The sequence below is a fragment of the Variovorax sp. GW823-FHT04F07 genome (genome assembly GCF_058795995.1).
This window is the reverse complement of the sequence record NZ_JBXAIG010000005.1, coordinates 464,419-486,687: the sequence shown is the minus strand read 5'-3', so window position 1 is coordinate 486,687 and position 22,269 is coordinate 464,419. Positions and strand designations below refer to the sequence as shown.

Below are 22,269 nucleotides of genomic sequence, written 5' to 3'. Positions count from 1 at the left end.
CTAGAACTCCTCCATCGCGAAAGAGCTAAACGGCGCCAAGTCCGGCAGCGACTGGGCCATCATTGGACTAAGTTCAAGGGGAGCAGCGGTGACGGGTGATCCAGGTTGTGGCCCATCCAGATCCAACGGTACCGAAGTCAGCCCCTGCAAGCGAACCAGTTTGGCGTCGCGGCGCATGCGCAAACCACGCCGCGTTGCGTTCTCCCACCTCTCGCGCAAACGAGCCTCAGCTTTCTCAAGTTCTTCATATGCATTCGCTCGTGTGAGCTTCTTGCCTGCTTCGGCGCGGATGACTTGTAGCTGGACTAACGACAGCGACTGACCGCCGACGAGTGATGGCCGCTGCAGCGGCACGCTGAGCCATTGCTTGGCCCTGGGCAAGAGGACGTGAATCAGTCGAAGATCGTCAGGGTTGAAGCGGATCTCGGTTGTGAACGACGTGCCATGGGTTCGACGATAGTCCTGCAATTCGATCGAATTGAATCTCAGGTATTGGAAAGAAACCCCGTCGCCATCCACACGGCGCTGGGCATTCAGCCCGCATAGCAGATCCAGACCATCCATACTGGAAGGCAGCATGACCGGCGGCATGGCTTCTCGCCCCTCCTCCCAAAGATCCAGCGGTCGACACAGGGTTTTTGTATGAATCTGCCGAGGGAATTTCTGCGACGCCCACTCCAGCAAGGCGTAGCAAAGGTCGTCAAAAAGGATTGCGGCACTCTGCCCTGGATCTGGAGTCACGGCATTTCTTGCCGGCGTGTGAACTCGTCCCTTCAACGGTAGCGTCCGGTTCGCCTCCATGACCGCTCGTTCGATGGCGGCCTTCATCCATGGTTGCCTGACGGGGTTGAAGATCAGGTCGGAACGAAGCTCCCAGGCAAGGCGAAGGAATGTGGCCGAATGGAACTCAAGCCCATTGTCAACAACATAGCACTCAGCAACGCCCATCGCTGTCCAGGGCAATGCGTCGTTGCCTAGCCCAAGGCTGTCGACCCAATCGTCTTTGGGAAGGATCGCAACCTTCATGGCTCGAGCAACAGTGGCCGCAGAAGGTCCGTAGAAGCTGATGTAGAAGCCAAGCAGGTAGCCTGAGTAGCGATCAATGAGCAATGTGATCCAGGGGCGCCCAAGCGGCACGCCGCTACGGGGGTCTAACACCCAAATATCAAGCAATGTGTGATCGATCTCGACGCGCTCCAGGATTCGAGTGCTCTGGTCGCCCGCGAGGCTATAGCGCCACTTGTTTCGGGCATATGCTGGTCCGCCCCGCTTGTAGTCACGTATGTATGGAGGAATGCTTAGCACGCGTCGATTGAGCGTCCGCTCTGACGGCAGGCAAAGGTCTTCTCCATGCAGTTGGTTGTGCCGTTGGATATGCGTGCATATTCGCCGATAGGTCTCCTTGACGGAAACGCCCTTGATCTGCAGATAGAACTTCGCGATGAGTTGGTCAACAATGCTCTCAACGGCCAAATTCAAGCGCCGCGGCCGCGCGCTCATGGCCCGACGATCGAGTAGCGCGACAGCATTGCGGTCTGCATGAAGGTATCGACGAACCCAATTGACGACCGTAGATGCCGACGGGCATGCCAATTTTTCTGGGCCAAGCGCGGACTTCTGCGCCTTCGCCTCATCTCGCCAGACCTGCTTCACTACTTCACCACAATGCTCACGAGATAGATGCCTGCTCGGAGAGCGCAGTACCGCCAGCACAAAGCGGAGACGGAACTCAATCAAGTGCTCTTGCTTCAGGGTCAGCTTTACAAGTGCTGGCGGTATTCCGGATGCGGGGGCAGCACTGGAAGATGAAACGACGACAGCGATGAGTCTTCCGGCAAGCACATCGCCGTAGGCCTTCGATAGCCGCATCGTGCAGGCTTCCCGATTGTCCTGATACTCGAACTGGACTCGGCCGTCTCCAAGATCCCGCATGAACTCCAGGGCCCGCTCACCGCGTCGCAATACCAAACCACGCGAGAAAGTAATCATGGAAGCCTCCCGAAACAGGATTAGTGGTCACAACTTGATCAGCATCGAAAGAGAGGTCAGCCGAGACTCGGCACTCGTGCCGTGCGACCAGGTGCCAAATCAAGGCCTCAGAACTTCCAAGCGCGATGAGCGCTCGAACGGAAGCCGTTCCGTTGCACGCTTTTTTCAGTTGAGTCAGACACTCGGATTCATCAGTCTCACTGAAACGAAGCCGGCCATAGCGCATCAGGAGAGTGGCGCGAGCGCCGAGCCCGTTTCCATCAATGTGCTCATCCGTCACGACGACAAATCTCCGCGCTTCTGCGCGAAGGAACACCTCCGCCAGTTTTAACTTCGCCGCATGCTGACCAACAAAAGTTTCAGGCTTTACTTCCACGACGAGTCGCGTGTCGTCTCGGAAAAATATTTCAAAGTCGGGGGTATAGCGATGCACCCTGCTCGAATCAGGATCGCTCAGAGTCATCTCAAAGGGTTGATGGATGACATCCCGAACGACAGGGCAGGCAAGCGCTGCCATGATGAAACGACGCTCGAGGTGTGACTCGTGTTCGATTGCGTGGTCAAGCAACCACGTCGGATTGACGATGCCGACCTCACGAGTTGGAGCGCGCGTGACGACTTTGCGAACCATGAATAGTCCCTCCTTGAAGAATGAGGAGCGCGATCGGCCCCACGGCACGCAACAAGCTCGAAGCGCGCGCGGCTTGACGCAGCAGCATTCACAGGAGTAGAGTCATCACCAAGTCTTCGAAACCCAGGCGGTAGCTCTCTGTTGCTGCCGGCAAGCGCCGATCATCTGAAAGGGTGGTTGGCGTTTTGCTTTTTTCTAAGGCGTTCTCCGTGGTTTATGCAGATCGGACGTTCGTTCTAGCGGCCGAGAAGCCGGGTCGCCGGCGGTAGGTTTTTCATGCCGAGCGCAACCGCTATCTTGTGCGATTGGCCTCGAAGGCATTTACGCTGACCCGCAACAACCATGCGTGCAAGCGCAACGCTGAATCCATGCGTCCGCGCCCAGTCTGCAACGGAAATCCCTGTGGCCCTGAATTCGGCTCTGACCTCCTCAGATGTCCGAGTCAAGGGGTGAGTTGACAAACCCACTGCGTCACCTACACACGTCACGCTTCCGGTTCTCTTCTCAGAATGCGCCAGTTCGACTCGCATTGATGTTGCTGGTAGTGGCTGTTTTGTTCGTCATTGTTGTGCTCCTTTGCCAGGATGCATAGATCGGGCAAAAATCCTTGGCGAGCCAAATTTCTCGACGTATGACCAAAACAACCAGCCAGACAGTCCCGTCTACGCGGCGTAGAGGTCGTCCCAACCGATCTGCGGTCGAGGCGTGTCGAACAGCACTGGCTTTCGGCCTCCTGAGGGAGAAAACCGGCTTGTCCTGGCCGGCCCTGGAGAACCTCTTTCTTCAAGAAACTCAGCCGGGCCGCCACGCGGAGATGATCCGCAAGCCCGATGCATTTACGCGCTACGGAAAGGGTCAACAGGTACCACGCATTCAGTCGTCGCCGAGCAACGTGATTTGTTGGGCCCTTCTACGCTGTCCCGCGATCGCGCAGTTCTATGAAACCCCACTCTTCCAGGTGTTGACTCTCGAAGGAGACCGCGATTCAACGGTCCAGCTCGCTTGCCATTGGTGGCTAACAGGTCGACTTTCCCCGAAAGTTGTTGAAACCAGCCTGATCGAGATTCAGGTCGTTCTTCACCAGATGGCGGGTACATTGCCTTACAGCACGAACAACGACATGGAACGGTTCATTCGCATCGGGCATCCAGACGCACTAAGCGCTTTGCTGCTGGAACTGAGAGTCACCACCAGCCCTGATCGTGAGAAGGCATGTCTTCGTTGGTGCGAAGAGTGGTTCACAAGGTGGCGGGACGAACATCCGTCACTTCGCGAGGCCAACGAGCTTCTAGCCAAGCTAGTTTCTTCCAGTTTCCCCAAACTTCGGACACTTACAGAAGGTCGAGCTTGAAACTCCCATTCGGGATCAATGAGGCTTGCGTTGGTGGATGAATCCCTAGACGCTCGCGTGCGATCTACTCTCGCCCTCCGTCCAACTTCGTCAAGAAATCCTTGAAATCAAGTGGCCGCTCCTTGCCGCTGGACCTCATCGTCGAGTGCCCGCTTGCCCCTTGTCAAATCACACGCCCCTCTTTGAACAGATCAAGTCCGGGTGATCGGCAACACCACCACCTGCACCGCCAACCGAGCGTAGCGGCTTCCTTGCGTCGGGAGTGTGGCTTTCGGCCTGCCGTCGAGCTGGGGCACGAGGGCGCGCTTGCACGGCCTCCAAGTAGCCCGAGCGCGGCCATTCAGAAATCGGCCGGTCCCTCGCGCCCTCCAGGACAAAGCGCCTTCACGAGCTCGCGCAGGTAGCGGTTCAACGCCAGCGTCGTTGGCCTCGCACAGACGCGATGGTGCCGCGCCGCCCAGCTTTCCTTCAGTCCAAGGACTGTGAGCGCATTGGAGTCCGAAGGCCCGCCCCTGAACGCGGCACGATGCCGACGCCAGCCCCGAACACCAACCGCGCGATCGCGCGGTAGCTCGACACCTGCACCACGCTCAAGTGCACGCCGAAAGGCCTGAAGCTCCTCGATGTGGTCGAGTGCTTTTGAGGATCTGATTGGATTGCCGCTGCTGCGCTGAAGGCGCAACTGACAGCGTGAGGTGCCGGGGCACTCGACGATGGCGTTCGTCGGCGCCACTTGGGCTTACCGCTTCAGATTCATTTCCGACTTTCGACGGAGGGCTCATCACGTTCGTGCTGAATCCGACCAGAGGTTCATGAAAACGTCATGTCTTCGACATACCTTTCCGAGGCCTCCGTAGGCATCGTCAAGGTGGAGTTGCTGAGTGTCAGACCAAAGCGCGGCGTTCATTGACGAGGATTTGAGGGAAGCCGGAATACCGGTAGCCCAGTACGTTCGCATGTCCACCGAGCATCAGAAGTACTCCACTGAGAATCAGACGGCAGCAATATCCGAGTACGCAAGCTTGCATGGCATGCGGATCGTTAAGACCTACGAGGACTCCGGCAAGAGCGGCTTGAACCTCAAGGGGCGCAACGGGCTGCAGACGCTGCTGCATGACGTTGAAGAGCCGTTCCCGGGGTTTCAGGCAGTACTTGTCTATGACATCAGTCGCTGGGGACGGTTTCCCGATCCGGACGAAGCCGCAGCCTACGTGCATGCGTGCAAAAGCCGCGGCATTCGAGTGATTTACTGTGCAGAACCTTTCAACAATGATGGGTCGCTGCCATCGACCGTCTTCATTGGCATCAAGCGCAGCATGGCGGCTGAATACAGTCGCGAACTCTCTGTCAAAGTCTTCGCCGGCGCATGCAACATCGTCAGACACGGATATCGCCAGGGCGGTGCACCCGGCTTCGGCCTTCGGCGGCAACTTATTGACGAACAGCACAACGTCAAGGGACTACTTCCGCGTGGAGAGAGGAAGAGCATCCAGACGGACCGCGTAGTGTTGGTGCCGGGGCCTCCAGAAGAGATTGCGCTCGTGCACCGCATCTATCGACTCTTTCTCCAAGAGAGCATGTCAGAGCGGCTTATCGCTTCTGTTCTCAATCGTGAAGGCTTGACCTCCGATGCGGGCATTCAATGGACGCGGGGCACCATTCATCAAATTCTCACCAACGAAAAATACATAGGCCATAACGTCTACAACCGATCGTCCTTCAAGCTGAAGGTCCAACATGTGCGCAATCCACCGGAACAGTGGGTTCGACGGGATGGGGCGTTCGAAGCAATCGTCCCAATTGAGATGTTCGCGCAGGCGCAAGCCATCATCGCAGAACGTTCGCTTCATTTGGACGACAGTCAGATGCTGGGGATTCTGCGGCAGACGTTGGAAAAACATGGCGCGCTATCTGGAATTTTGATCGATGAAGACGGTGATGCGCCTTCTAGTTCCGCTTACCGAAGCCGCTTTGGCAGCTTGCTTCGAGCCTATAGCCTGATCGGCTACACCCCTCGACGTGACTATGCCTACCTAGAGATCAACAAGGCTCTGCGCAGGCGTCACCCAGAATTGGTCAACGAGATTACCTCCGGCATCGAGAAGAATGGGGGGTGGGCAGTGCGAAATGGCGTTACCGATCTGCTCACGATTAATGGTGAGTTCACCATGACGCTGGTCATTGCACGATGCAAGCCGACAGCAGCGGGAACCTATCGATGGCGCATCCGGTTTGACGCAAGCCTTCACCCCGATGTAACGGTTGTGGCGCGCATGGATCCATCCAATCGCAGTGCTCATGACTACTATGTTTTCCCGGCAATTGACTTCTCAACGGACACGTTGCCGGTCCTTGAAGACAATGGATTCACGTTAGACGCCTATCGCACTGACTCGTTGGAGATCATCTATCAGATGGCGGGGAGAGTGCCGCTTCCGGAGGTCGGATGACAAATCAACCATCTCGCATCGAGATGATCCCGATCGCTGCAATCGCCGTTGTCAACCCACGCGTTCGCAATCCAAAAATTCACAAGACCATAACCGACAGCATCGAAAGAGTTGGCCTCAAGAGGCCGATCACCGTCCGCCGTGTTCTAGCAGGCGAAGGTGAAATGCCGTACGCACTGATCTGCGGGCAGGGACGGCTGGAATCTTGCAAATCGCTGGGCGAGACCGAAATCGCGGCGTTCGTACTAGACGTTAGCGATGAGACTGGCCATGTCATGAGCATCGTGGAGAACATTGCTCGACGCACACCGAGTGCAGTTGAGACGATGGAACAGGTTCGAGTTCTCAGACAGCGCGGGTATAGCGACGCAGAAATCGCGACGAAATTGGGTTGCACCTCCTCTTGGGTGAACAACGTGAGTCACCTTTTGGAGCGCGGAGAAAAGCGACTGCTGACGGCAGCGGAGGCCGGCCAAATTCCTCTAAACCTGGCCGTCAGCATCTCGCGGGCCAGCGATAACGAGGCGCAAAAATTGCTGCTGGACGCATACGAGTGCGGGGAGCTAAAAGGCCAAAAGGTGACGGTCGCTCGCAAGATATTGGGACAGCGTGCCCGCAGCGGAAAGAGTGGATTTGACTCATTATCAAAGCCTCTGAATCGCCAGCCCATGACGCCGGAAGACTTGGGGAAGCTCTATAAGAAGGATGTAGAGGTGCATCGGAGAATTCGGAAAAAATCCGAGTACGTGCACCAGTCGCTACTCTTGGTTCGGCAGATTTTCAAGGAGCTATTTTCCGACAAGGAGTTTTGCGAAACCCTTGAAGCCGAGAAGCTAGCAACCGTTCCGCAACCTCTTGCCGACCTGCTGCTTCATGGAGGCCCAAGGCGATGACGAAGGCGTCACCGAAACCGGTTCGCCTTGGATTCGAACGGGACTGTATGGATATCGCTCTGGACCAGATCCATTGTCTAGTCCCATTGCCGGCTAGCATCAAGGAATCCATAAAATATCGGCAGATCCGTAGTTCGATACATGCGATTGGACTAGTCGAGCCTATTGTTGTTTCGCTTGATCGTTCGGAAGAGCGCTCTTTTTTTGTGCTCGACGGCCGAGTTCGGATAGAGGTGTTGCGCGAGTTTGGGGTGCAGCGAGTGCTTTGCCTAATTTCCACTGACGATGAAGGTTATACCTACAACAAGCGGGTGAACCGCCTCTCTGTGGTGCAGGCACATCGCATGATTGTGCGAGCGGCTGAGCGGGGGGTCTCCGTGCAGCAGTTGGCGGAAGCGCTCGATGTGTCGCCCGGCGCTATCCGAGAGAAATTCCGGTTGCTTGAGGGAATTTGTAGCGAAGCTGTGGCGCTATTGGCCGATAAGCCCGCTACCTACGGCATGTTTCCTATTCTCAAGCAGATGAAACCATTCCGACAGATCGATGTTGTACAGACCATGATCAATCTCGGAAACTACTCGATAAAGCTGGCGGCTGCGATGCTGCAGAACACCCCTTCGGATCAACTCATGAAGGGATCTGCAGCCAAAACACAGCGAGGAGGTCCTGTCGAGGCGATCGTACGTCTAGAGCGAGAACTGTCGGCTATGCAAGCCGATACTCGGCTGCTTGAAGAGGACTACGGGCCTGCAAGTCTTCAGCTGGAGATCATCAAAACCTACATCGGCACATCGTTGCTGGAGAACGCCGCAGTCGTTCGATGGCTCGCGAAGCAAAAGCCCGAGTACCTGCAGCAACTGCAACGGATCGCAGACATTAAAGAACTCCCCTTGCAATAGTCGAACATGGAAGAGCACCCCATCTGCACTGACTGACGTTCGGAGCTCGGGAACTACCATCTCGGCGTCCAGTGACCCCAGCCGCATTTCCTGCTCCGCCGGTATGCTCGACAGCGTAATCCGTGTCTGGCCTTCGGAGAGGCTGGAACTTCAAACATCATGACTGCGTTCATCAGGTTCGCCATGTACCGCGGGCTCTGACCAGGCGAGTACAAATAGATGGTACGACAGACATCGTCAAGCCAATTTTCGTCGAGTTCGCCGCCTGCGAATTCGCGAAATGCGCCTTTGAACTCTTCCAGCCATGCTTTCTGACAGGTCAACGTGCAATCGGCGATTGCGACAGGCTTGCGAGGTTTTTTCATTGCTGAGTACGACGCGATGGCAAGTTTTCGATGAGAAGGATGATCTTGCGTCATCGCTGGTTCAGAATTAGGCATGGAGAGTGCCTTACTTCGAGGATCGTGCCACGATCTTTCGCTCGGTTTCGCCCCGGAATCGGTCGAGATGCGTTGCAACGCGCACCTGCATCTCTTTCAACTGCTCCACACCCGCGGGCCCGCCTTTCACTGGTGCGTTACGCGTCATCTCCAAGAGTCGCTCCATCCGAGCTGTGAACTCTGACAGCCGGTCGGAGTACTTGTCCGCGAACAAGTCTTCGAGCAAGAAGCGCACCGTGGTGATGCGGGCCGACTGCTCAAACTGCTCTTCCCAAATGGGCTGCAGGTTCGCTTCGAGAAGCACCATCACGTCTTCCTTGTCCATGTGTCCACCCCTAAAGAGGCCCGTGCTGAGGAAAAACGAATTCTGCGCCGCAGGTGGACAGGAAATCGTTAGTGGCAACAACTTTGACTGACTTTGCCAGTCTCATTACCTCCTCGCAGCAAGCCCATTGCGCCGACGAATCAAATTTAACCCGGGTAAATTAAAAGAAAACGAATGTCCAGTGGCGTGCTCACGAAACATCACTGGCGTTCCGCAGTGTTTCCCCGGAAAAGCACGGCGGTGCCAAACGGCGGCAAGGGCGCCGCCCTTGAAAGGTCATCGAATGCCCTTATGATTAGCACTCGCTGCTGACGAGTGCTAACAGCCCTCCCATCCAGTCGACAGGTCGCCGGTTTCTCCGGCGCCCGACCACAAACAAACCCGTTTCTTACCCTTCCAGGAGATGCAATGAAACTTCGTCCTTTGGCCGATCGCGTGATCGTCAAGCGTGTTGACAGCGAAACCAAGACCGCCTCCGGCATCGTCATCCCCGACGCAGCCGCCGAAAAGCCCGATCAGGGTGAAGTCCTGGCCGTGGGCCCGGGCAAGCGCAACGACAAGGGCGAACTGGCCGCACTGACCGTCAAGGTCGGCGACCGCGTCCTGTTCGGCAAGTACAGCGGCCAGACCGTCAAGGTCGATGGCGACGAACTGCTCGTGATGAAGGAAGACGACCTGTTCGCAGTCGTCGAGAAGTAATTCTTCTCCTCCCTTTCGATCCCATCCAAATTCAATCCATTCGGAGTTAATTCATCATGGCAGCAAAAGACGTAGTCTTCGGCGGCGAAGCCCGCGCACGCATGGTCGAGGGTGTCAACATCCTGGCCAACGCAGTCAAAGTGACCCTGGGCCCCAAGGGCCGCAACGTGGTGCTCGAGCGTTCGTTCGGCGCCCCCACCGTGACCAAGGACGGTGTGTCGGTCGCCAAGGAAATCGAACTCAAGGACAAGCTGCAGAACATGGGCGCCCAGCTCGTGAAGGAAGTGGCCTCCAAGACCAGCGACAACGCTGGTGACGGCACCACGACCGCCACGGTCCTGGCACAAGCCATCGTTCGCGAAGGTTTCAAGCTGGTGGCTGCCGGCATGAACCCGATGGACCTGAAGCGCGGCATCGACAAGGCTGTCACGGCCCTGGTCGCCGAGCTGAAGAAGGCTTCCAAGCCCACCACCACCTCGAAGGAAATCGCGCAAGTCGGCTCGATCTCGGCCAACAGCGACGAAACCATCGGCAAGCTCATCGCTGACGCGATGGACAAGGTCGGCAAGGAAGGCGTGATCACCGTGGAAGACGGCAAGTCGCTGGACAGCGAACTCGACGTCGTCGAAGGCATGCAGTTCGACCGCGGCTACCTGTCGCCCTACTTCATCAACAACCCCGAGAAGCAATCGGCGCTGCTCGACAACCCCTTCGTGCTGCTGTTCGACAAGAAGATCAGCAACATCCGTGACCTGCTGCCCGTGCTGGAGCAAGTCGCCAAGGCTGGCCGTCCGCTGCTGATCATTGCCGAAGAAGTCGAAGGCGAAGCCCTGGCGACCTTGGTCGTGAACACGATCCGCGGCATCCTGAAGGTCGTGGCTGTGAAGGCTCCTGGCTTCGGCGACCGCCGCAAGGCCATGCTGGAAGACATCGCCATCCTGACGGGCGGCAAGGTCATCGCTGAAGAAGTGGGCCTGACGCTCGAAAAGGTGACGCTGGCCGACCTGGGTCAAGCCAAGCGCATCGAAGTGGGCAAGGAAAACACGATCATCATCGACGGCGCTGGCGCTGCTGGTGACATCGAAGCCCGCGTGAAGCAAGTTCGCGTTCAGATCGAAGAAGCGACCAGCGACTACGACCGTGAAAAGCTGCAAGAGCGCGTGGCCAAGCTGGCCGGCGGCGTGGCAGTGATCAAGGTTGGCGCTGCCACCGAAGTCGAAATGAAGGAAAAGAAGGCTCGCGTCGAAGACGCCCTGCACGCCACCCGCGCTGCAGTGGAAGAAGGCGTTGTGGCTGGTGGCGGCGTGGCTCTGCTGCGTGCCAAGCAAGCCGTGGGCGAGTCGGTCAAGGGCGACAACGCTGATCAAGAAGCCGGCATCAAGCTGGTGCTGAAGGCCATCGAAGCGCCCCTGCGCGAAATCGTGAACAACGCCGGCGGCGAAGCCTCGGTGGTGGTGAACGCTGTGCTGGCCGGCAAGGGCAACTACGGCTTCAACGCTGCGAACGACACGTACGGCGACATGCTCGAGCTGGGCATCCTGGACCCGACGAAGGTCACCCGCACCGCACTGCAGAACGCCGCTTCGGTGTCCTCGCTGCTGCTGACGACCGAAGCCATGGTTGCTGACGCACCCAAGGACGAGTCCGGCGCCGGCGGCGGTGGCATGCCCGACATGGGTGGCATGGGCGGCATGGGCGGCATGGGCATGTAATTTCGCTCGCCCCCAGGCTGCGCGGCACTTCGTGTCCGCTACGCCAACCCCCTACCGGGGGCAACACCTGCGGCCCGGCAAAGCCGGTTCCGCGGTGTTTCGCGAAATAGAAAAAAGCCCCGCTTCGGCGGGGCTTTTTTCATGGGGCGATCAGATGCGCTCGCTTATCGAAACTGGTCGCGCAGCGCCATGTACAGCACCTGGAATCGCGCATGCCGCGTCCTGTGCCCATCGTCCCCTTCGGACGAAGGCACCAGTTGCTGCTTGACCGGCGGCAGCGTGCACACCTCGGCCACCGCGCCACCATCGGCCAGCCATGCCAGGCGCGCCGCACCGAGTGCGCCACCGGTCTCGCTGCCTGCATAGAGCGTCAGCGGCACCTGGAAGATGTCGGCCAGCAACTGCCCCCACCACACACTGCGCGCGCCGCCCCCCACGAGCGCGACTTCGCGCAGCGGCATGTCGACCGGCAGGCGCAGCGTGTCGAAGCCATCGCGCAGCCCGAAGCTCACGCCCTCGACCACGGCGTAGGCAATCTCCGCGGGGCCGTGCGCATGCGTGAGACCGAACAGCACCCCTTGCGCGTTCGGGTTGTTGTGCGGCGAGCGCTCGCCCGACAGGTACGGCAGGAACAGCGGGCAACGCGCCCGGTCCGCCAGCGCGACCGAGGCCGCGGCTTCGAGCAGCGCCGCCTCGTCCGCGAACTTGAAGGTCTTCGCCGCCCAGCTCACCGCGCTGGCGGCCGAGAGCATCACCGACATCTGGTGCCAGCGCCTGGGCAAGGCATGGCAGAAGGCGTGCATCGCCTGTGCCGGGTTCGGCAGGAAGCGGTCGGTCGAGACGAACACCACGCCCGAGGTGCCGAGCGAGACGAAGCCCTGCCCCGGCTCGACGAGCCCCATGCCGACCGCGCTGGCGGCGTTGTCGCCCGCGCCGCCGGCGATCTTCACGCCCTCGCGCAATCCCCAGCGCGCCGCCAGTTCCGGCTCGAGCAGCGCGGAGACTTCGCTGCCTTCCACGAGCCGCGGCATGTGGTCGCGCGTAAGCCCCGTGGCGGCGAGCAGTTCGTCGGACCAGTCGCGCGCGCCCACGTCGAGCCAGAGCGTGCCGGCCGCGTCGGACATCTCGCTGACCGCTTCGCCGCTGAGCATGAAGCGCAGCCAGTCCTTCGGCAGCAGCACGCGCGCCACGCGGGCGAAGACCTCGGGCTCGTGCTCGCGCACCCACAGCAGCTTGGGCGCGGTGAAGCCGGGCATCGCGAGGTTGCCCGCGATCTCGCCCAGGCGCGGCACGGCGCGCGTGAGCGCCTCGCACTGCGCACCGCTGCGGCCGTCGTTCCAGAGGATGGCCGGGCGCAGCACGTCGCCCGCCGCATCGAGCAGCGTGGCGCCGTGCATCTGGCCCGACAGGCCGATGGCGCGCACCTGCGCCAGCGCCTTCGCATGCGTGATGCGCAACTCGGCCATGACGGCCTCGAGCGCCTGCCACCACTGGGCAGGCGCCTGCTCGGACCACAGCGGTTGCGGCCGGTCGACCGTGAGCGGCGCGCGTGCCACGCCGACGATGCGGTGATCGTCCGCGAGCAGCAATGCCTTGAGCTCGGACGTGCCGAGGTCGAGTCCCAGATACAAGATGGTCTCCCTGATGGCGCCTTCGGAGCGGGCGCGTTCGCCTTGAAAGAAGTCAGCCGAAGCGCGTGTCGGCCTGGCGCCTGAACTCGCTGGGCGTCATGCCCTTGATTTCGAGAAAGCGCCGGTTGAAGTTGGCCACGTTGTTGAAGCCCACCTGGTAGCAGATGTCGGTCACGTAGTGGTCGGTCTGCATCAGCAGGTGGCAGGCGCTGTTGATGCGCACGCGGTTCACGAAGTCGGTGAAGCTGTTGCCGGTCGAGCGGCGGAAGAAGCGACTGAAGCGGCTCTCGCTCATGCCCAGCTCGGCGGCCACGTCCGACATCGAGATCGAGTCGGTCATGTTGTTGGTGATGCGGTTCACGATGTCGTTGATCTGGTCGACCTGCGCATCGCCGTCGCTGCCCTGCACGCCCTGCATCTGCACGCTCGACAGCAGCCGGTAGTCGGTGCACTGCGCCAGGTCGGCCATGAACTCGCAGAACAGGCCCAGCCGGCGCACGCCGCGCGCGGCCTTGATGGCGTCCCAGTGCGCCAGCGCCTGCGCCGACATGCCGAAGAACTCGATGCCGTGGCGCGCGCGGTCGAGCAGCGGCATCACGTCGCGCAGCTCGGGAATCTCGGCGGCCGCGCGCTCGATGGGCTCGTGACGGAACTGGATCACGCGGTCGCGCCCGGCGGCGCCTTCTTCGGGTACGTCGAGCGAGATCCAGTTGTGCGGCAGGCGCGGCCCGCACAGCACGAGGTGGCCGGGCTGGAACGGCCCGATCCAGTCGCCGATGAAGGCCTTGCCCGAGGTCTCGGTGATCAGGTGCAGCTCGTAGTCTTCATGGAAGTGCCATCGCACCAGCGGGCTCGGAAAGCCGTGTGCGAGGCAGCGCACCAGGCCGGTTTCTTCCGGGGCCTCGTAGCCCAGCGACGGGGAGCGTGCGAAGTCGCGCTCCAGCTCGGGTTGGCGTTGGCGAGGGATCGCGCGTTTGCGGGTGGTCGTGGTCATGGCGGCACGGATCGATCAGGGCCGGGAAGCGACGGCCTCGTTGTCTTCCTGCGAAAGCGCCGTGCGAACGGCTTCCAGCGTCGGTGGATCGGCGCCCTCGCGGGTGCAGTTCAGGGCCGCGGCGGTGGCGGCGAAGCGCATCACGGCGCGCCAGGCGTCGTCGCCGAGCTCAGCCAGTTGCGCCGGATGCTCGACGCCGTGCGCCAGCAGCGCCACCGACAGCCCGGCGGTGAAGGTGTCGCCCGCGCCGATGGTGTCGACCACCTCGACGCGCGGCGCGGCCACGGTGAGCGGCGCGCTGCCGGTGCGCCACAGCGTGGCGCCGGCACCGCCGCGCGTGACGACCACGGCGCGCGCGCCGGCCGTGAGGCACTCGGCCGCGAGCACATCGACCGGCCGCCCGGGGGCGAGCAGCGCGGCGTCTTCGTCGCTGAGCTTGACCAGGTCGGCCATGGCGAACCACTCGGTGACGCGGGCGCGGTAAGCGGCCATGTCCGGGATCAGGCTGGGCCGCACGTTGGGATCGAACACGATCACGCAGCGCCCCGTGTGGGCGGCCACGAGGTCGGCGATGCGCGACGACGCCGGCTCCTGCAGCAACGAGATCGAGCCGAAGTGCAGAAAGCGGCATTCCGCCGGCAGCTGCGGCAGCGGCTCGGGCGCCCAGGTGGCGTCGGCGCTGCCGCGTGTGTAGAAGGCGTAGCGGTTGGTCTGCGGCGTGCGCTCGACGAACGCCAGCGTCGACGGCGCATCGCTGCGCAGGATGAGCCGGGTGTCGACGCCGTTGCGTTCGAGAAAAGCCATCAGCCGCTCGCCGAACAGGTCGGTGGACAGCTGCGTGAGAAAGCCGGTCGGCTGCCCGAGCCGCGCACAGGCCACGGCCGTGTTCAGCGGCGAGCCGCCTTCGTGGCCGAGGAACGCCAGGGTGCCGCCTTCGCCGGCGGTGAAATCGATCAGGGCCTCGCCCGTGAGTGCAATGCGCATGGTGCTTGGATTTTCTTCTTCTGTCAGGGCAAGGCGCGGGCGTCGGCCAGGAAACCCGCTTCGGCAGCCAGGGTGGCAGGATGGTCGAGCAGCTCGGCAAAGAGGCGCGGCGGAATGGTGATGGCGCCCACGCCCAGCCCCAGCAGCGACAGGTAGGCCGCGCGCGAACGGATGCTCGCCACCAGCAGCCGCGTGCCCGAAGAAGGCCGTTGCGCGACCAGCGACTGCATCTGCGCGATGAGCGCCAGCCCGTCGATGCCGGCGTCTTCGAGCCGGCCGAGGTAGGGCGCCGCATAGGCCGCGCCCAGTTGCGCGGCGAAGTGCGCCTGCTCGGGCGCGTACACGGCGGTCCAGGTGACGGGCACGCCCTGGGCGATGAGCCGCGCGCCGGCGTCCAGGCCCTGGCGCGTGGCGGGAATCTTGATGACGAGCTGGCCGGGGTCGAACTGCGGCAGCAGGACGGCGGCGTCTTCCAGCATGCCGTCGACCTCGCTCGAATACACCTGCGCCTGCACCTGGCGCGCGCCCAGGTCGATGCAACGTTTCAGCAGACCGGGCACATCGGAGCGCCCGACGCCGGCGCGTTGCAGCAGCGTCGGGTTGGTCGTCACGCCGTGCACCACCGGGTGCGGCAGGCAGGCCTGCAGCTCGGCCAGGTCGGCGCTGTCGAGGTACAGGTGGAAGTCGTCGTTCATGCAGAAATGCGGAAGGAAGGTAGGGTTCAGCTCATGACATTGCCGCCGTCGACATTGAGGGTCTGCGCCGTGATGTAGCGCGCCTCGTCGCTGGCGAGAAACACCGCCGCCCCGGCAATGTCGCCCGGCACGCCCATGCGCCCGAGCGGCACCGCGAGGCCGACACGCCGCTTCTTCTCGCCCGGCGCCAGCCCCTCGGCCTTGGCGAACAGGCTGTCGACATGGTCCCACATCGGCGTGTCGACCACACCGGGGGCGATGCCGTTGACGCGGATGCCGTGCGGCGCCATGGCCAGCGCGGCGCTCTGCGTGTAGCTGATGACGGCCGCCTTGGTCGCGCAGTAGTGCGACACCAGCGCCTCGCCGCGGCGCCCCGCCTGCGAGGCCATGTTGATGACCGACGCGCCCGGCGTGCCGGCCTCGACCATGTGGCGCAGCACGGCCTGCATCACGAAGAACATGCCCTTCACGTTGACCGCGAAGAGCTTGTCGAACGAGGCCTCGTCGCTGTCGAGCAGCGGCGCGAGGTCGAACACGGCAGCGTTGTTGAACAGCGTGTGGACGGGGCCGAAGGCGACCTGCGCCTCGGCCAGCATGTGCGCGATGGCCTGCGTGTCGGTCACGTCGGCCGCGATGTAGGCGAGCGTGTCGGGGTGGGCTTGCTGCAGCGCGCGCACGGCCTCGGGCGCGGCGGTCGCGCGGTCGATCACGCTGCAGCGCGCGCCCTCGGCGATGCAGGCCTCGGCCACGGCCAGGCCGATGCCGCCACCGGCGCCGGTCAACAGCACATGGCGGTCCTGCAGGCGGCCACTCATGGCGCGGCCTTCTCTTCGATGAAGCGGGCCACGCGCTCGCCGGCACGGCGCACTGCGTCGACCAGCCGCGCATCGCCCGCGAGGCTGCCCCACAGCCCGGCATCGGCACACAGCGCCGCCACCGGGTCGGCCGCGTCGCAGATGGCGTGCGCGGCGGCGTCGTCCATGCTCTGGTCCTGGTAGGCATAGGGCAGCGCGCCCCGGTGCCAGCGCTGCAGGAACGCGAGGAACAGCGCGGGCAGCATCGCCACGCTGTCGATGCCCTGCCCGGCCGCCAGCCGCTCGCGCACGGTCGGCGCGATGAAGCCCGGGATCTTCGAGAAGCCGTCGGCCGCCACGCGCTGGTTGGTGTCGCGGATCGCGGGGTTGCCGAAGCGGTCGAGCACCACGTCGCGGTAGGCCGCGAGGTCGATCGGGCTCGGGCTCAGGCACGGAATGACGTCGTCGGTCACGTAGTCGAAGGCCATCTGGCGGATGGCCGCGTCGTGCGTGCCTTCGTGGATGAAGCCCAGCCCCGCCAGCGTGCCGGCCCAGGCGATGCAGCTGTGCGTGGCGTTGAGGATGCGGATCTTGGCCTCTTCGTACGGCTGCACCGATTCGACGAGTTCGACGCCCACGCGCCCCCAGTCGGGCCGGCCGGCGATGAAGTCGTCTTCGATCACCCACTGGATGAAGCTCTCGCCCGTGACCGCCGCGCCGTCGTCGCGGCCCGTGGCGGCGCGCACGCGCGCGCGCAGCTCGGGCGGCGGGCGCGGCGTGATGCGGTCGACCATCGCGTTCGGGCAGCGGGTGTTGGCATCGACCCAGGCCTGCAGCGGCGCGTCGCCGACAAGCGCGATGAACTCGAGCAGGCCCGCGCGAAAGCGGTCGCCGTTGTGGCGCAGGTTGTCGCAGTTCAGCAGCGTCACGGGGCCCGCCTGCGCGGCGCGCCGTGCCCGCAGGATCGCGCAGACCGCGCCGTAGATCGTCTCGCCGGCCTCGCCGCGCCGCGCGCGTTCGATGTCGGCCGCGAGGTCGGCGAACGACAGGTCGAGCTTGCCCTTGGTGTCGAGGTAGTAGCCGGCCTCGGTCACCGTGAAGGAGACGATGCGCGTGGATGGCGCGGCGCCGCGCGCGATCACCGGGGCCAGCGAGGGCTCGTACGACAGCACCTCGCGGATGGCTTCGATCTGCTCGTAGCGGTACTCGCCGGCCGGCGACACCGTCTCGAGCGTGTAGCGCCCGCCCTGGGCCTGCAGCGCCGCAACGACCTCGGCCATGTCGGGCCGGATGTTGGCGCCCGACAGCGACCAGCGGGTGTCGCCCGCATCGATCAGCCGCTGCAGGTAGACGGCCTGGTGGGCGCGATGGAACGAGCCGAGGCCGAGGTGAAGCACCGTGAATTCCGAAGGCGCCGGTGGGGTGGGCACGAGGCCCGCTGCTGCGAGGGTCACGGGGAAGGTCCGTTGAAAGTGAGGGGGCGTCGGATCAGGCGGCGACGGCGCGGCCTTCGCGGCTGAACAGGTGCAGCACGGACGGGTCGAGCTCGACCGCCACGTCGTCGCCGGCCTGCAGCGGCGTGCGTTCGTTCTGGCGCGCGATGAGCGGCACACCACCCACGTCCACGTGGATCAGCGTGTCGGCGCCCAGCGCCTCGATGAGCTCGACGCGGCCCGGCACGCCGGCGGCCGCGCCCTGCTTCGGATGCACGCGCAGGCCTTCGGGGCGCACGCCCAGGAAGCCGTCGCTCGGCAGGCGCCCGCCGGTGGCGGCGGAAAAGCTCGGGATCGCGCTCGCCGCCACCATGTTCATCGACGGCATGCCGATGAACTGCGCGACGAACTGGTTGGCCGGGCGGTCGTAGAGTTCGAGCGGCGTGCCGACCTGCTCGATGAGCCCGTCCTTCAGCACCACCACGCGGTCGGCCAGCGTCATGGCCTCGACCTGGTCGTGCGTGACGTAGATGGTGGTGGCGCCGAGCGCGCGGTGCAGCTTGTGGATCTCGACGCGCGTGTTGCCGCGCAGCGCCGCATCGAGGTTCGACAGCGGCTCGTCGAAGAGGAACACCTTGGGCGCACGAACGATCGCGCGGCCGATGGCCACGCGCTGGCGCTGGCCGCCCGACAAATCTTTCGGCGTGCGGTCCAGGTACTGCGTGAGGTTCAGCGTCTTGGCCGCGTACTCGACCTTGGTCCTGATCTCGTCCTTGGCCACGCCCGCGAGCTTCAGCGCGAAGGACATGTTGTCGTACACGCTCATGTGCGGGTACAGCGCGTAGCTCTGGAACACCATCGCCAGGTCGCGCTTGCCCGAGGGCGTCCAGGTGATGTCCTTGCTGTCGAGCAGCAGGTTGCCGCTGGTGATGGGTTCGAGCCCTGCGATCAGCCGCAGCAGCGTCGATTTGCCGCAGCCCGAGGGCCCGACGAAGACGATGAACTCGCCCTTCTGGATCTGCAGGTCGACGCCCTTGATGATGTGGACGTCGCCAAAGCTCTTCTTGATGTTCTTGAGTTCGAGGTAGGCCATGAGATGTCTCCCTTTCTTTACTTGACGGCGCCGAATGTCAGGCCCTGCACGAGCTGCTTCTGGCTGAACCAGCCGAACACGACGATGGGCGCAATGGCCATCAGCGACGCGGCCGACAACTTGGCCCAGAACAGGCCCTCGGGGCTGGAGTACGAGGCGATGAGCGTGGCCAGCGTGCCGGCCTTGGCGGAGGTGAGGTTCAACGCCCAGAAGGCCTCGTTCCAGCTCAGCACCAGGCACAGCAAGCCGGTCGATGCGAGCCCGCCGACCGACAGCGGCATCACGACATGGCGGAACTCGGTCCACAGGCTCGCGCCGTCCATGCGCGCGGCTTCGAGGATCTCGTTCGGAATGTCCTTGTAGGCGCTGTAGAGCATCCACACCATGATCGGCAGGTTCGACAGCGTGAACACGATGGTGAGCGCGGTGAGCGAGTCCAGCATGCCCGCGGTCTGCGCGAGCACGTAGATCGGCACCAGCGCACCGACGGCCGGCATCATCTTGGTGGAGAGCATCCACATGAGGATGTCGCGCGTCTTCTTCGTGCGAAAGAACGCCATCGAGTACGCGGCGGGTGCGGCGATCAGGAGGCCCAGGATGGTCGAGCCCAGGCTGGTGATGAGCGAGTTGCGTGCGTACAGCAGGTAGTCGCTGCGGCGCTGCACCTCGCCGAAGTTGTCGAGCGTGGGCTCGAAGATGAACAGCGGCGGCACATGAATGGCCTGCAGCTCCGTCTTGAAGGCCGTGAGGAACAGCCAGCCGAGCGGGAAGAACAGGAGCAGTGCCACAGCCCACGCACCGACGGTGCGCAGCAGCTGGGGAAGGAAGTTGCTGGGTTGCATGGTCGCTCCTTCTTCAGTCGAGGTTCTTGCCGATGATGCGGATGAGGAACACGGCCACGATGTTGGCCAGCACCACTGCGAACAGCGCACCGGCGGAGGCCACGCCCACGTCGAAGTTCATGAGCGACTGCTTGAAGATCATGTAGGTCATGTTCGTGCTCTCGTTGCCCGGACCGCCATTGGTGGTGATGGCGATCTCGGCGAACACGCTGAGCAGGAAGATCATCTCGATCATGATCACCACCGCCATCGGGCGGCCCAGGTGCGGAATGGTGAGATAGAAGAAGCGCTGGAACGAACTCGCGCCGTCCATGCGCGCGGCCTCCATCTGCTCGCGGTCGAGCGACTGCAGCGAGGTGATGAAGATGAGGCACGCGAAGGGCAGCCACTGCCAGGCCACCATGATGATCACCGAGAGCAGCGGCACGTCGGTGAGCCAGTCCACGGGCTGCGCGCCGAAGAAGCGCCACACGTCGGCCAGGATGCCGTAGATGGGGTTCATCATCATGTGCTTCCACAGCAGCGCGTTGACTGCGGGCATGACGAAGAACGGCGAGATCAGCAGCACGCGCACGATGCCGCGGCCCGGGAAGGGCTCGTTCACCAGGAGCGCGAGCAGCACGCCGAACACCACCGTGATGACGATCACGCTGCCGATGAGCAGCAGCGTGTTCCACGTGGCCGGCCAGAAGTCGGGGTCGGTGACGAAGTAGTGAAAGTTCTCGATGCCCGCGAACGTGCGTTCGCCGGGCTGCATGAGGTTGTAGTTCACGAACGAGAAGTACAACGTCATCAGCAGCGGCACGATCATCCACAGGAAGAGCGTGAGCACGGCGGGCGCCATGAGGGCGCGGGGCAGGAGTCTTTTCATGGTCTGTTCCTCTCAGGCTGCGGCCCTCTCCCCGCGGGGAGAGGGGAAGAAGCGCGGCTTACTTGTAGTAGCCCGCTTTCTTCATCTCGCGCTCCGCAGCGAGCTGCGAGGTCTTCAGCGCCTGGTCGACCGTGACCTTGCCCGACAGCGCCGCGCTCATCTGCTGGCCCACCGCCACGCCGATGGCCTGAAACTCGGGAATGGCCGCGTACTGCACGCCGACGTACGGCGACTTGGGCAAGGTGCTGTCGCTGAGGTTCGCGCTGTCGATGGCCTTCTTCTCGGCGGCGGCGAACTTGGCGACCTTCTGGAACTCGGGGTTCGCGTAGGTCGACTTGCGCGTGCCGGTGGGCACCGTGCCCCAGCCGTGCTCCTTGGCCACGAGGTTGACGTACTCCTTGGAGGTCGCCCACTTCACGAAGGTCTGCGCGGCAGCGCCCTTGGTCGAGCTGGCGGGGATGGCCAGGTTCCAGGTCCACAGCCAGTTGGCGCCCTTGGGCGTCACGGCGACGGGTGCCTGTGCGAAGGCCACCTTGTCGGCCACCTTCGACTGCTTGGGGTCGCTGATGAACGAGGCCGCGATGGTCGCGTCGACCCACATGCCGCACTTGCCTTCGTTGAAGAGCGCCAGGTTCTCGTTGAAGCTGTTGGCCGAGGCGCCCGGCGGGCCGTAGGCCTTCATGAGGTCGACGTAGAAGCCGATCGCGTCCTTCCAGGGCTTGGTGTCGATCTGCGGCTTCCACTGCATGTCGAACCACTGGCCGCCGTTGGTGTTGACCAGCGTGGTCAGGAAGGCCATGTTGTCGCCCCAGCCCGGCTTGCCGCGCAGGCACATGCCGTACAGGCCGCCCTTGGGGTCGTGGATCTTGCCGGCCAGCTCCTTCACCTGCGCCCAGGTGGGCTGCTCGGGCATCTTGAAGCCGACCTTGTCGGCCAGGTCCTTGCGGTACATGAGCATCGAGCTCTCGCCGTAGAAGGGCGCGGCGTACAGCTTGCCTTCGTGCGACAGGCCGGCGCGGATGGCGGGCAGCAGGTCGTCGGCGTCGTAGGCGGCATCGGTGGCGATGGGCTGCAGCCAGCCCTTCTTCGACCAGATCGGCGCTTCGTACAGGCCGATGGTCATCACGTCGAACTGGCCGCCCTTGGTGGCGATGTCGGTGGTCACGCGCTGGCGCAGCGTGCCTTCCTCGAGCGTGACCCACTTGAGCTTGATGTCGGGGTTGGCCTTTTCGAAGAAGGGCGTGAGCTTCTGCATCTCGATCATGTGGCCGTTGTTGACGGTCGCGATCACGAGTTCGGTGGCGGCGTGGGACACAAGGCCCGTGCCGATGAGTGCGAGGGCGAGGCCCGCTTTCAGAAAGCGCTTCATGGTGTCTCCTTGGGTGAGCGACGCCTCGGTATCGTGGTCGCCGTGCCCGGATTCTGGAGAAACGCGCTTGCGATTTTGGTATTTCGAGCGGCCCAACCAGTACTCTGTTGCACCAGTCGGCTAGTGAAATCCCTAGTTAACGCAATTCAGGATGGAAAACTGTCCGACTGAAGT

General features: G+C 62.8%; 20 protein-coding genes. 6 read left to right on the top strand and 14 right to left on the bottom strand.

The features are described from left to right. The 3 genes from AC1RAA_RS24080 to AC1RAA_RS24070 form a co-directional block, all read right to left on the bottom strand. Entirely contained in the window at nucleotides 1-1,989 is a 1,989-nt protein-coding gene (locus AC1RAA_RS24080; protein WP_492732089.1) for a TnsB C-terminal domain-containing protein, read from the bottom strand. Next, nucleotides 1,949-2,620 carry a Tn7 transposase TnsA N-terminal domain-containing protein gene (locus AC1RAA_RS24075; RefSeq protein ID WP_492732091.1) on the bottom strand — a complete coding sequence of 224 codons (672 nt, stop codon included), beginning with the start codon at nucleotides 2,618-2,620 and terminating at the stop codon, nucleotides 1,949-1,951. Before AC1RAA_RS24075 ends, AC1RAA_RS24080 begins: the two co-directional genes overlap by 41 nt. A gap of 236 nt (nucleotides 2,621-2,856) precedes the next feature. Then, complete coding sequence (locus tag AC1RAA_RS24070; protein ID WP_492732093.1) at nucleotides 2,857-3,150, bottom strand: DNA-binding protein; 294 nt, start codon at nucleotides 3,148-3,150, stop codon at nucleotides 2,857-2,859. A 221-nt stretch (nucleotides 3,151-3,371) separates the two neighbouring features. On the opposite strand from AC1RAA_RS24070, the gene AC1RAA_RS24065 reads away from it, so the two are divergent. The 4 genes from AC1RAA_RS24065 (at nucleotide 3,372) to AC1RAA_RS24050 (ending at nucleotide 8,213) form a co-directional block, all read left to right on the top strand. Continuing rightward, nucleotides 3,372-3,971, top strand: a complete 600-nt coding sequence (locus AC1RAA_RS24065; protein WP_492732095.1) for a hypothetical protein — start codon at nucleotides 3,372-3,374, stop codon at nucleotides 3,969-3,971. A gap of 881 nt (nucleotides 3,972-4,852) precedes the next feature. Next, nucleotides 4,853-6,421: a recombinase family protein gene (locus AC1RAA_RS24060; protein ID WP_492732097.1), complete on the top strand. Its 1,569-nt coding sequence runs from the start codon at nucleotides 4,853-4,855 to the stop codon at nucleotides 6,419-6,421. After that, nucleotides 6,418-7,314 carry a plasmid partitioning protein RepB C-terminal domain-containing protein gene (locus AC1RAA_RS24055; protein WP_492732099.1) on the top strand — a complete coding sequence of 299 codons (897 nt, stop codon included), beginning with the start codon at nucleotides 6,418-6,420 and terminating at the stop codon, nucleotides 7,312-7,314. The genes AC1RAA_RS24060 and AC1RAA_RS24055 overlap by 4 nt, the downstream gene beginning before the upstream one ends. Before the next feature lie 47 nt (nucleotides 7,315-7,361). After that, complete coding sequence (locus AC1RAA_RS24050; RefSeq protein WP_492732101.1) at nucleotides 7,362-8,213, top strand: plasmid partitioning protein RepB C-terminal domain-containing protein; 852 nt, start codon at nucleotides 7,362-7,364, stop codon at nucleotides 8,211-8,213. Between the two features lie 450 nt (nucleotides 8,214-8,663). Here the strand turns inward: AC1RAA_RS24050 and AC1RAA_RS24045 are convergent, their stop codons facing one another. Continuing rightward, on the bottom strand, nucleotides 8,664-8,978 hold the full coding sequence (locus tag AC1RAA_RS24045) for a hypothetical protein (protein WP_492732103.1): 315 nt from the start codon (nucleotides 8,976-8,978) through the stop codon (nucleotides 8,664-8,666). A 408-nt stretch (nucleotides 8,979-9,386) separates the two neighbouring features. Between AC1RAA_RS24045 and AC1RAA_RS24040 the strand changes: the two genes are divergently transcribed. Both AC1RAA_RS24040 and groL read left to right on the top strand, forming a co-directional pair. Then, nucleotides 9,387-9,677 (top strand): co-chaperone GroES, encoded by a 291-nt coding sequence (locus AC1RAA_RS24040; RefSeq protein ID WP_056572926.1) that lies wholly within the window; start codon nucleotides 9,387-9,389, stop codon nucleotides 9,675-9,677. A gap of 56 nt (nucleotides 9,678-9,733) precedes the next feature. Further along, complete coding sequence (groL, locus tag AC1RAA_RS24035) at nucleotides 9,734-11,389, top strand: chaperonin GroEL (RefSeq protein WP_042579049.1); 1,656 nt, start codon at nucleotides 9,734-9,736, stop codon at nucleotides 11,387-11,389. Nucleotides 11,390-11,553: 164 nt separating this feature from the next. Here groL and xylB read toward each other — a convergent pair whose 3' ends face one another. The 10 genes from xylB to AC1RAA_RS23985 all read right to left on the bottom strand — a co-directional run bounded on the left by xylB (nucleotide 11,554) and on the right by AC1RAA_RS23985 (nucleotide 22,095). Continuing rightward, nucleotides 11,554-13,020 (bottom strand): xylulokinase, encoded by a 1,467-nt coding sequence (gene xylB, locus AC1RAA_RS24030; RefSeq protein ID WP_492732104.1) that lies wholly within the window; start codon nucleotides 13,018-13,020, stop codon nucleotides 11,554-11,556. Between the two features lie 52 nt (nucleotides 13,021-13,072). Then, a complete protein-coding gene (locus tag AC1RAA_RS24025) occupies nucleotides 13,073-14,014 on the bottom strand; it encodes an AraC family transcriptional regulator (RefSeq protein WP_062471853.1) in 942 nt (313 codons plus the stop codon). A gap of 15 nt (nucleotides 14,015-14,029) precedes the next feature. Further along, nucleotides 14,030-14,998, bottom strand: coding sequence for a carbohydrate kinase family protein (locus AC1RAA_RS24020; RefSeq protein ID WP_492732106.1), 969 nt, complete (start codon nucleotides 14,996-14,998; stop codon nucleotides 14,030-14,032). A 23-nt stretch (nucleotides 14,999-15,021) separates the two neighbouring features. After that, a complete protein-coding gene (locus AC1RAA_RS24015; protein WP_307583302.1) occupies nucleotides 15,022-15,693 on the bottom strand; it encodes a transaldolase family protein in 672 nt (223 codons plus the stop codon). Nucleotides 15,694-15,719: 26 nt separating this feature from the next. After that, nucleotides 15,720-16,508: an L-iditol 2-dehydrogenase gene (locus AC1RAA_RS24010; protein ID WP_095743731.1), complete on the bottom strand. Its 789-nt coding sequence runs from the start codon at nucleotides 16,506-16,508 to the stop codon at nucleotides 15,720-15,722. Then, nucleotides 16,505-17,884 carry a D-arabinitol 4-dehydrogenase gene (gene dalD / locus AC1RAA_RS24005; protein WP_492732247.1) on the bottom strand — a complete coding sequence of 460 codons (1,380 nt, stop codon included), beginning with the start codon at nucleotides 17,882-17,884 and terminating at the stop codon, nucleotides 16,505-16,507. Before dalD ends, AC1RAA_RS24010 begins: the two co-directional genes overlap by 4 nt. Before the next feature lie 91 nt (nucleotides 17,885-17,975). After that, nucleotides 17,976-19,013, bottom strand: a complete 1,038-nt coding sequence (locus AC1RAA_RS24000; RefSeq protein WP_062472672.1) for an ABC transporter ATP-binding protein — start codon at nucleotides 19,011-19,013, stop codon at nucleotides 17,976-17,978. Nucleotides 19,014-19,030: 17 nt separating this feature from the next. Further along, on the bottom strand, nucleotides 19,031-19,855 hold the full coding sequence (locus tag AC1RAA_RS23995) for a carbohydrate ABC transporter permease (RefSeq protein WP_013539656.1): 825 nt from the start codon (nucleotides 19,853-19,855) through the stop codon (nucleotides 19,031-19,033). A 13-nt stretch (nucleotides 19,856-19,868) separates the two neighbouring features. Then, nucleotides 19,869-20,726, bottom strand: coding sequence for a carbohydrate ABC transporter permease (locus AC1RAA_RS23990; protein WP_492732109.1), 858 nt, complete (start codon nucleotides 20,724-20,726; stop codon nucleotides 19,869-19,871). A gap of 58 nt (nucleotides 20,727-20,784) precedes the next feature. After that, nucleotides 20,785-22,095, bottom strand: coding sequence for an ABC transporter substrate-binding protein (locus tag AC1RAA_RS23985; protein ID WP_062472668.1), 1,311 nt, complete (start codon nucleotides 22,093-22,095; stop codon nucleotides 20,785-20,787). Nucleotides 22,096-22,269 lie beyond the last annotated feature (174 nt).

Excerpts from the sequence above, each read along its gene's own strand:
- AC1RAA_RS24050 (WP_492732101.1), top strand. The coding sequence starts at position 7,362 with ATGGATATCGCTCTGGACCAGATCCATTGTCTAGTCCCATTGCCGGCT.
- AC1RAA_RS24000 (WP_062472672.1), bottom strand. The coding sequence starts at position 19,013 with ATGGCCTACCTCGAACTCAAGAACATCAAGAAGAGCTTTGGCGACGTC.
- AC1RAA_RS24015 (WP_307583302.1), bottom strand. The coding sequence starts at position 15,693 with ATGAACGACGACTTCCACCTGTACCTCGACAGCGCCGACCTGGCCGAG.
- AC1RAA_RS24020 (WP_492732106.1), bottom strand. The coding sequence starts at position 14,998 with ATGCGCATTGCACTCACGGGCGAGGCCCTGATCGATTTCACCGCCGGC.
- AC1RAA_RS24080 (WP_492732089.1), bottom strand. The coding sequence starts at position 1,989 with ATGATTACTTTCTCGCGTGGTTTGGTATTGCGACGCGGTGAGCGGGCC.
- AC1RAA_RS24040 (WP_056572926.1), top strand. The coding sequence starts at position 9,387 with ATGAAACTTCGTCCTTTGGCCGATCGCGTGATCGTCAAGCGTGTTGAC.
- AC1RAA_RS24075 (WP_492732091.1), bottom strand. The coding sequence starts at position 2,620 with ATGGTTCGCAAAGTCGTCACGCGCGCTCCAACTCGTGAGGTCGGCATC.
- AC1RAA_RS24055 (WP_492732099.1), top strand. The coding sequence starts at position 6,418 with ATGACAAATCAACCATCTCGCATCGAGATGATCCCGATCGCTGCAATC.
- AC1RAA_RS24070 (WP_492732093.1), bottom strand. The coding sequence starts at position 3,150 with ATGCGAGTCGAACTGGCGCATTCTGAGAAGAGAACCGGAAGCGTGACG.
- AC1RAA_RS23990 (WP_492732109.1), bottom strand. The coding sequence starts at position 20,726 with ATGAAAAGACTCCTGCCCCGCGCCCTCATGGCGCCCGCCGTGCTCACG.
- AC1RAA_RS24045 (WP_492732103.1), bottom strand. The coding sequence starts at position 8,978 with ATGGACAAGGAAGACGTGATGGTGCTTCTCGAAGCGAACCTGCAGCCC.
- AC1RAA_RS24010 (WP_095743731.1), bottom strand. The coding sequence starts at position 16,508 with ATGAGTGGCCGCCTGCAGGACCGCCATGTGCTGTTGACCGGCGCCGGT.
- groL (WP_042579049.1), top strand. The coding sequence starts at position 9,734 with ATGGCAGCAAAAGACGTAGTCTTCGGCGGCGAAGCCCGCGCACGCATG.
- AC1RAA_RS24025 (WP_062471853.1), bottom strand. The coding sequence starts at position 14,014 with ATGACCACGACCACCCGCAAACGCGCGATCCCTCGCCAACGCCAACCC.
- AC1RAA_RS23985 (WP_062472668.1), bottom strand. The coding sequence starts at position 22,095 with ATGAAGCGCTTTCTGAAAGCGGGCCTCGCCCTCGCACTCATCGGCACG.
- AC1RAA_RS23995 (WP_013539656.1), bottom strand. The coding sequence starts at position 19,855 with ATGCAACCCAGCAACTTCCTTCCCCAGCTGCTGCGCACCGTCGGTGCG.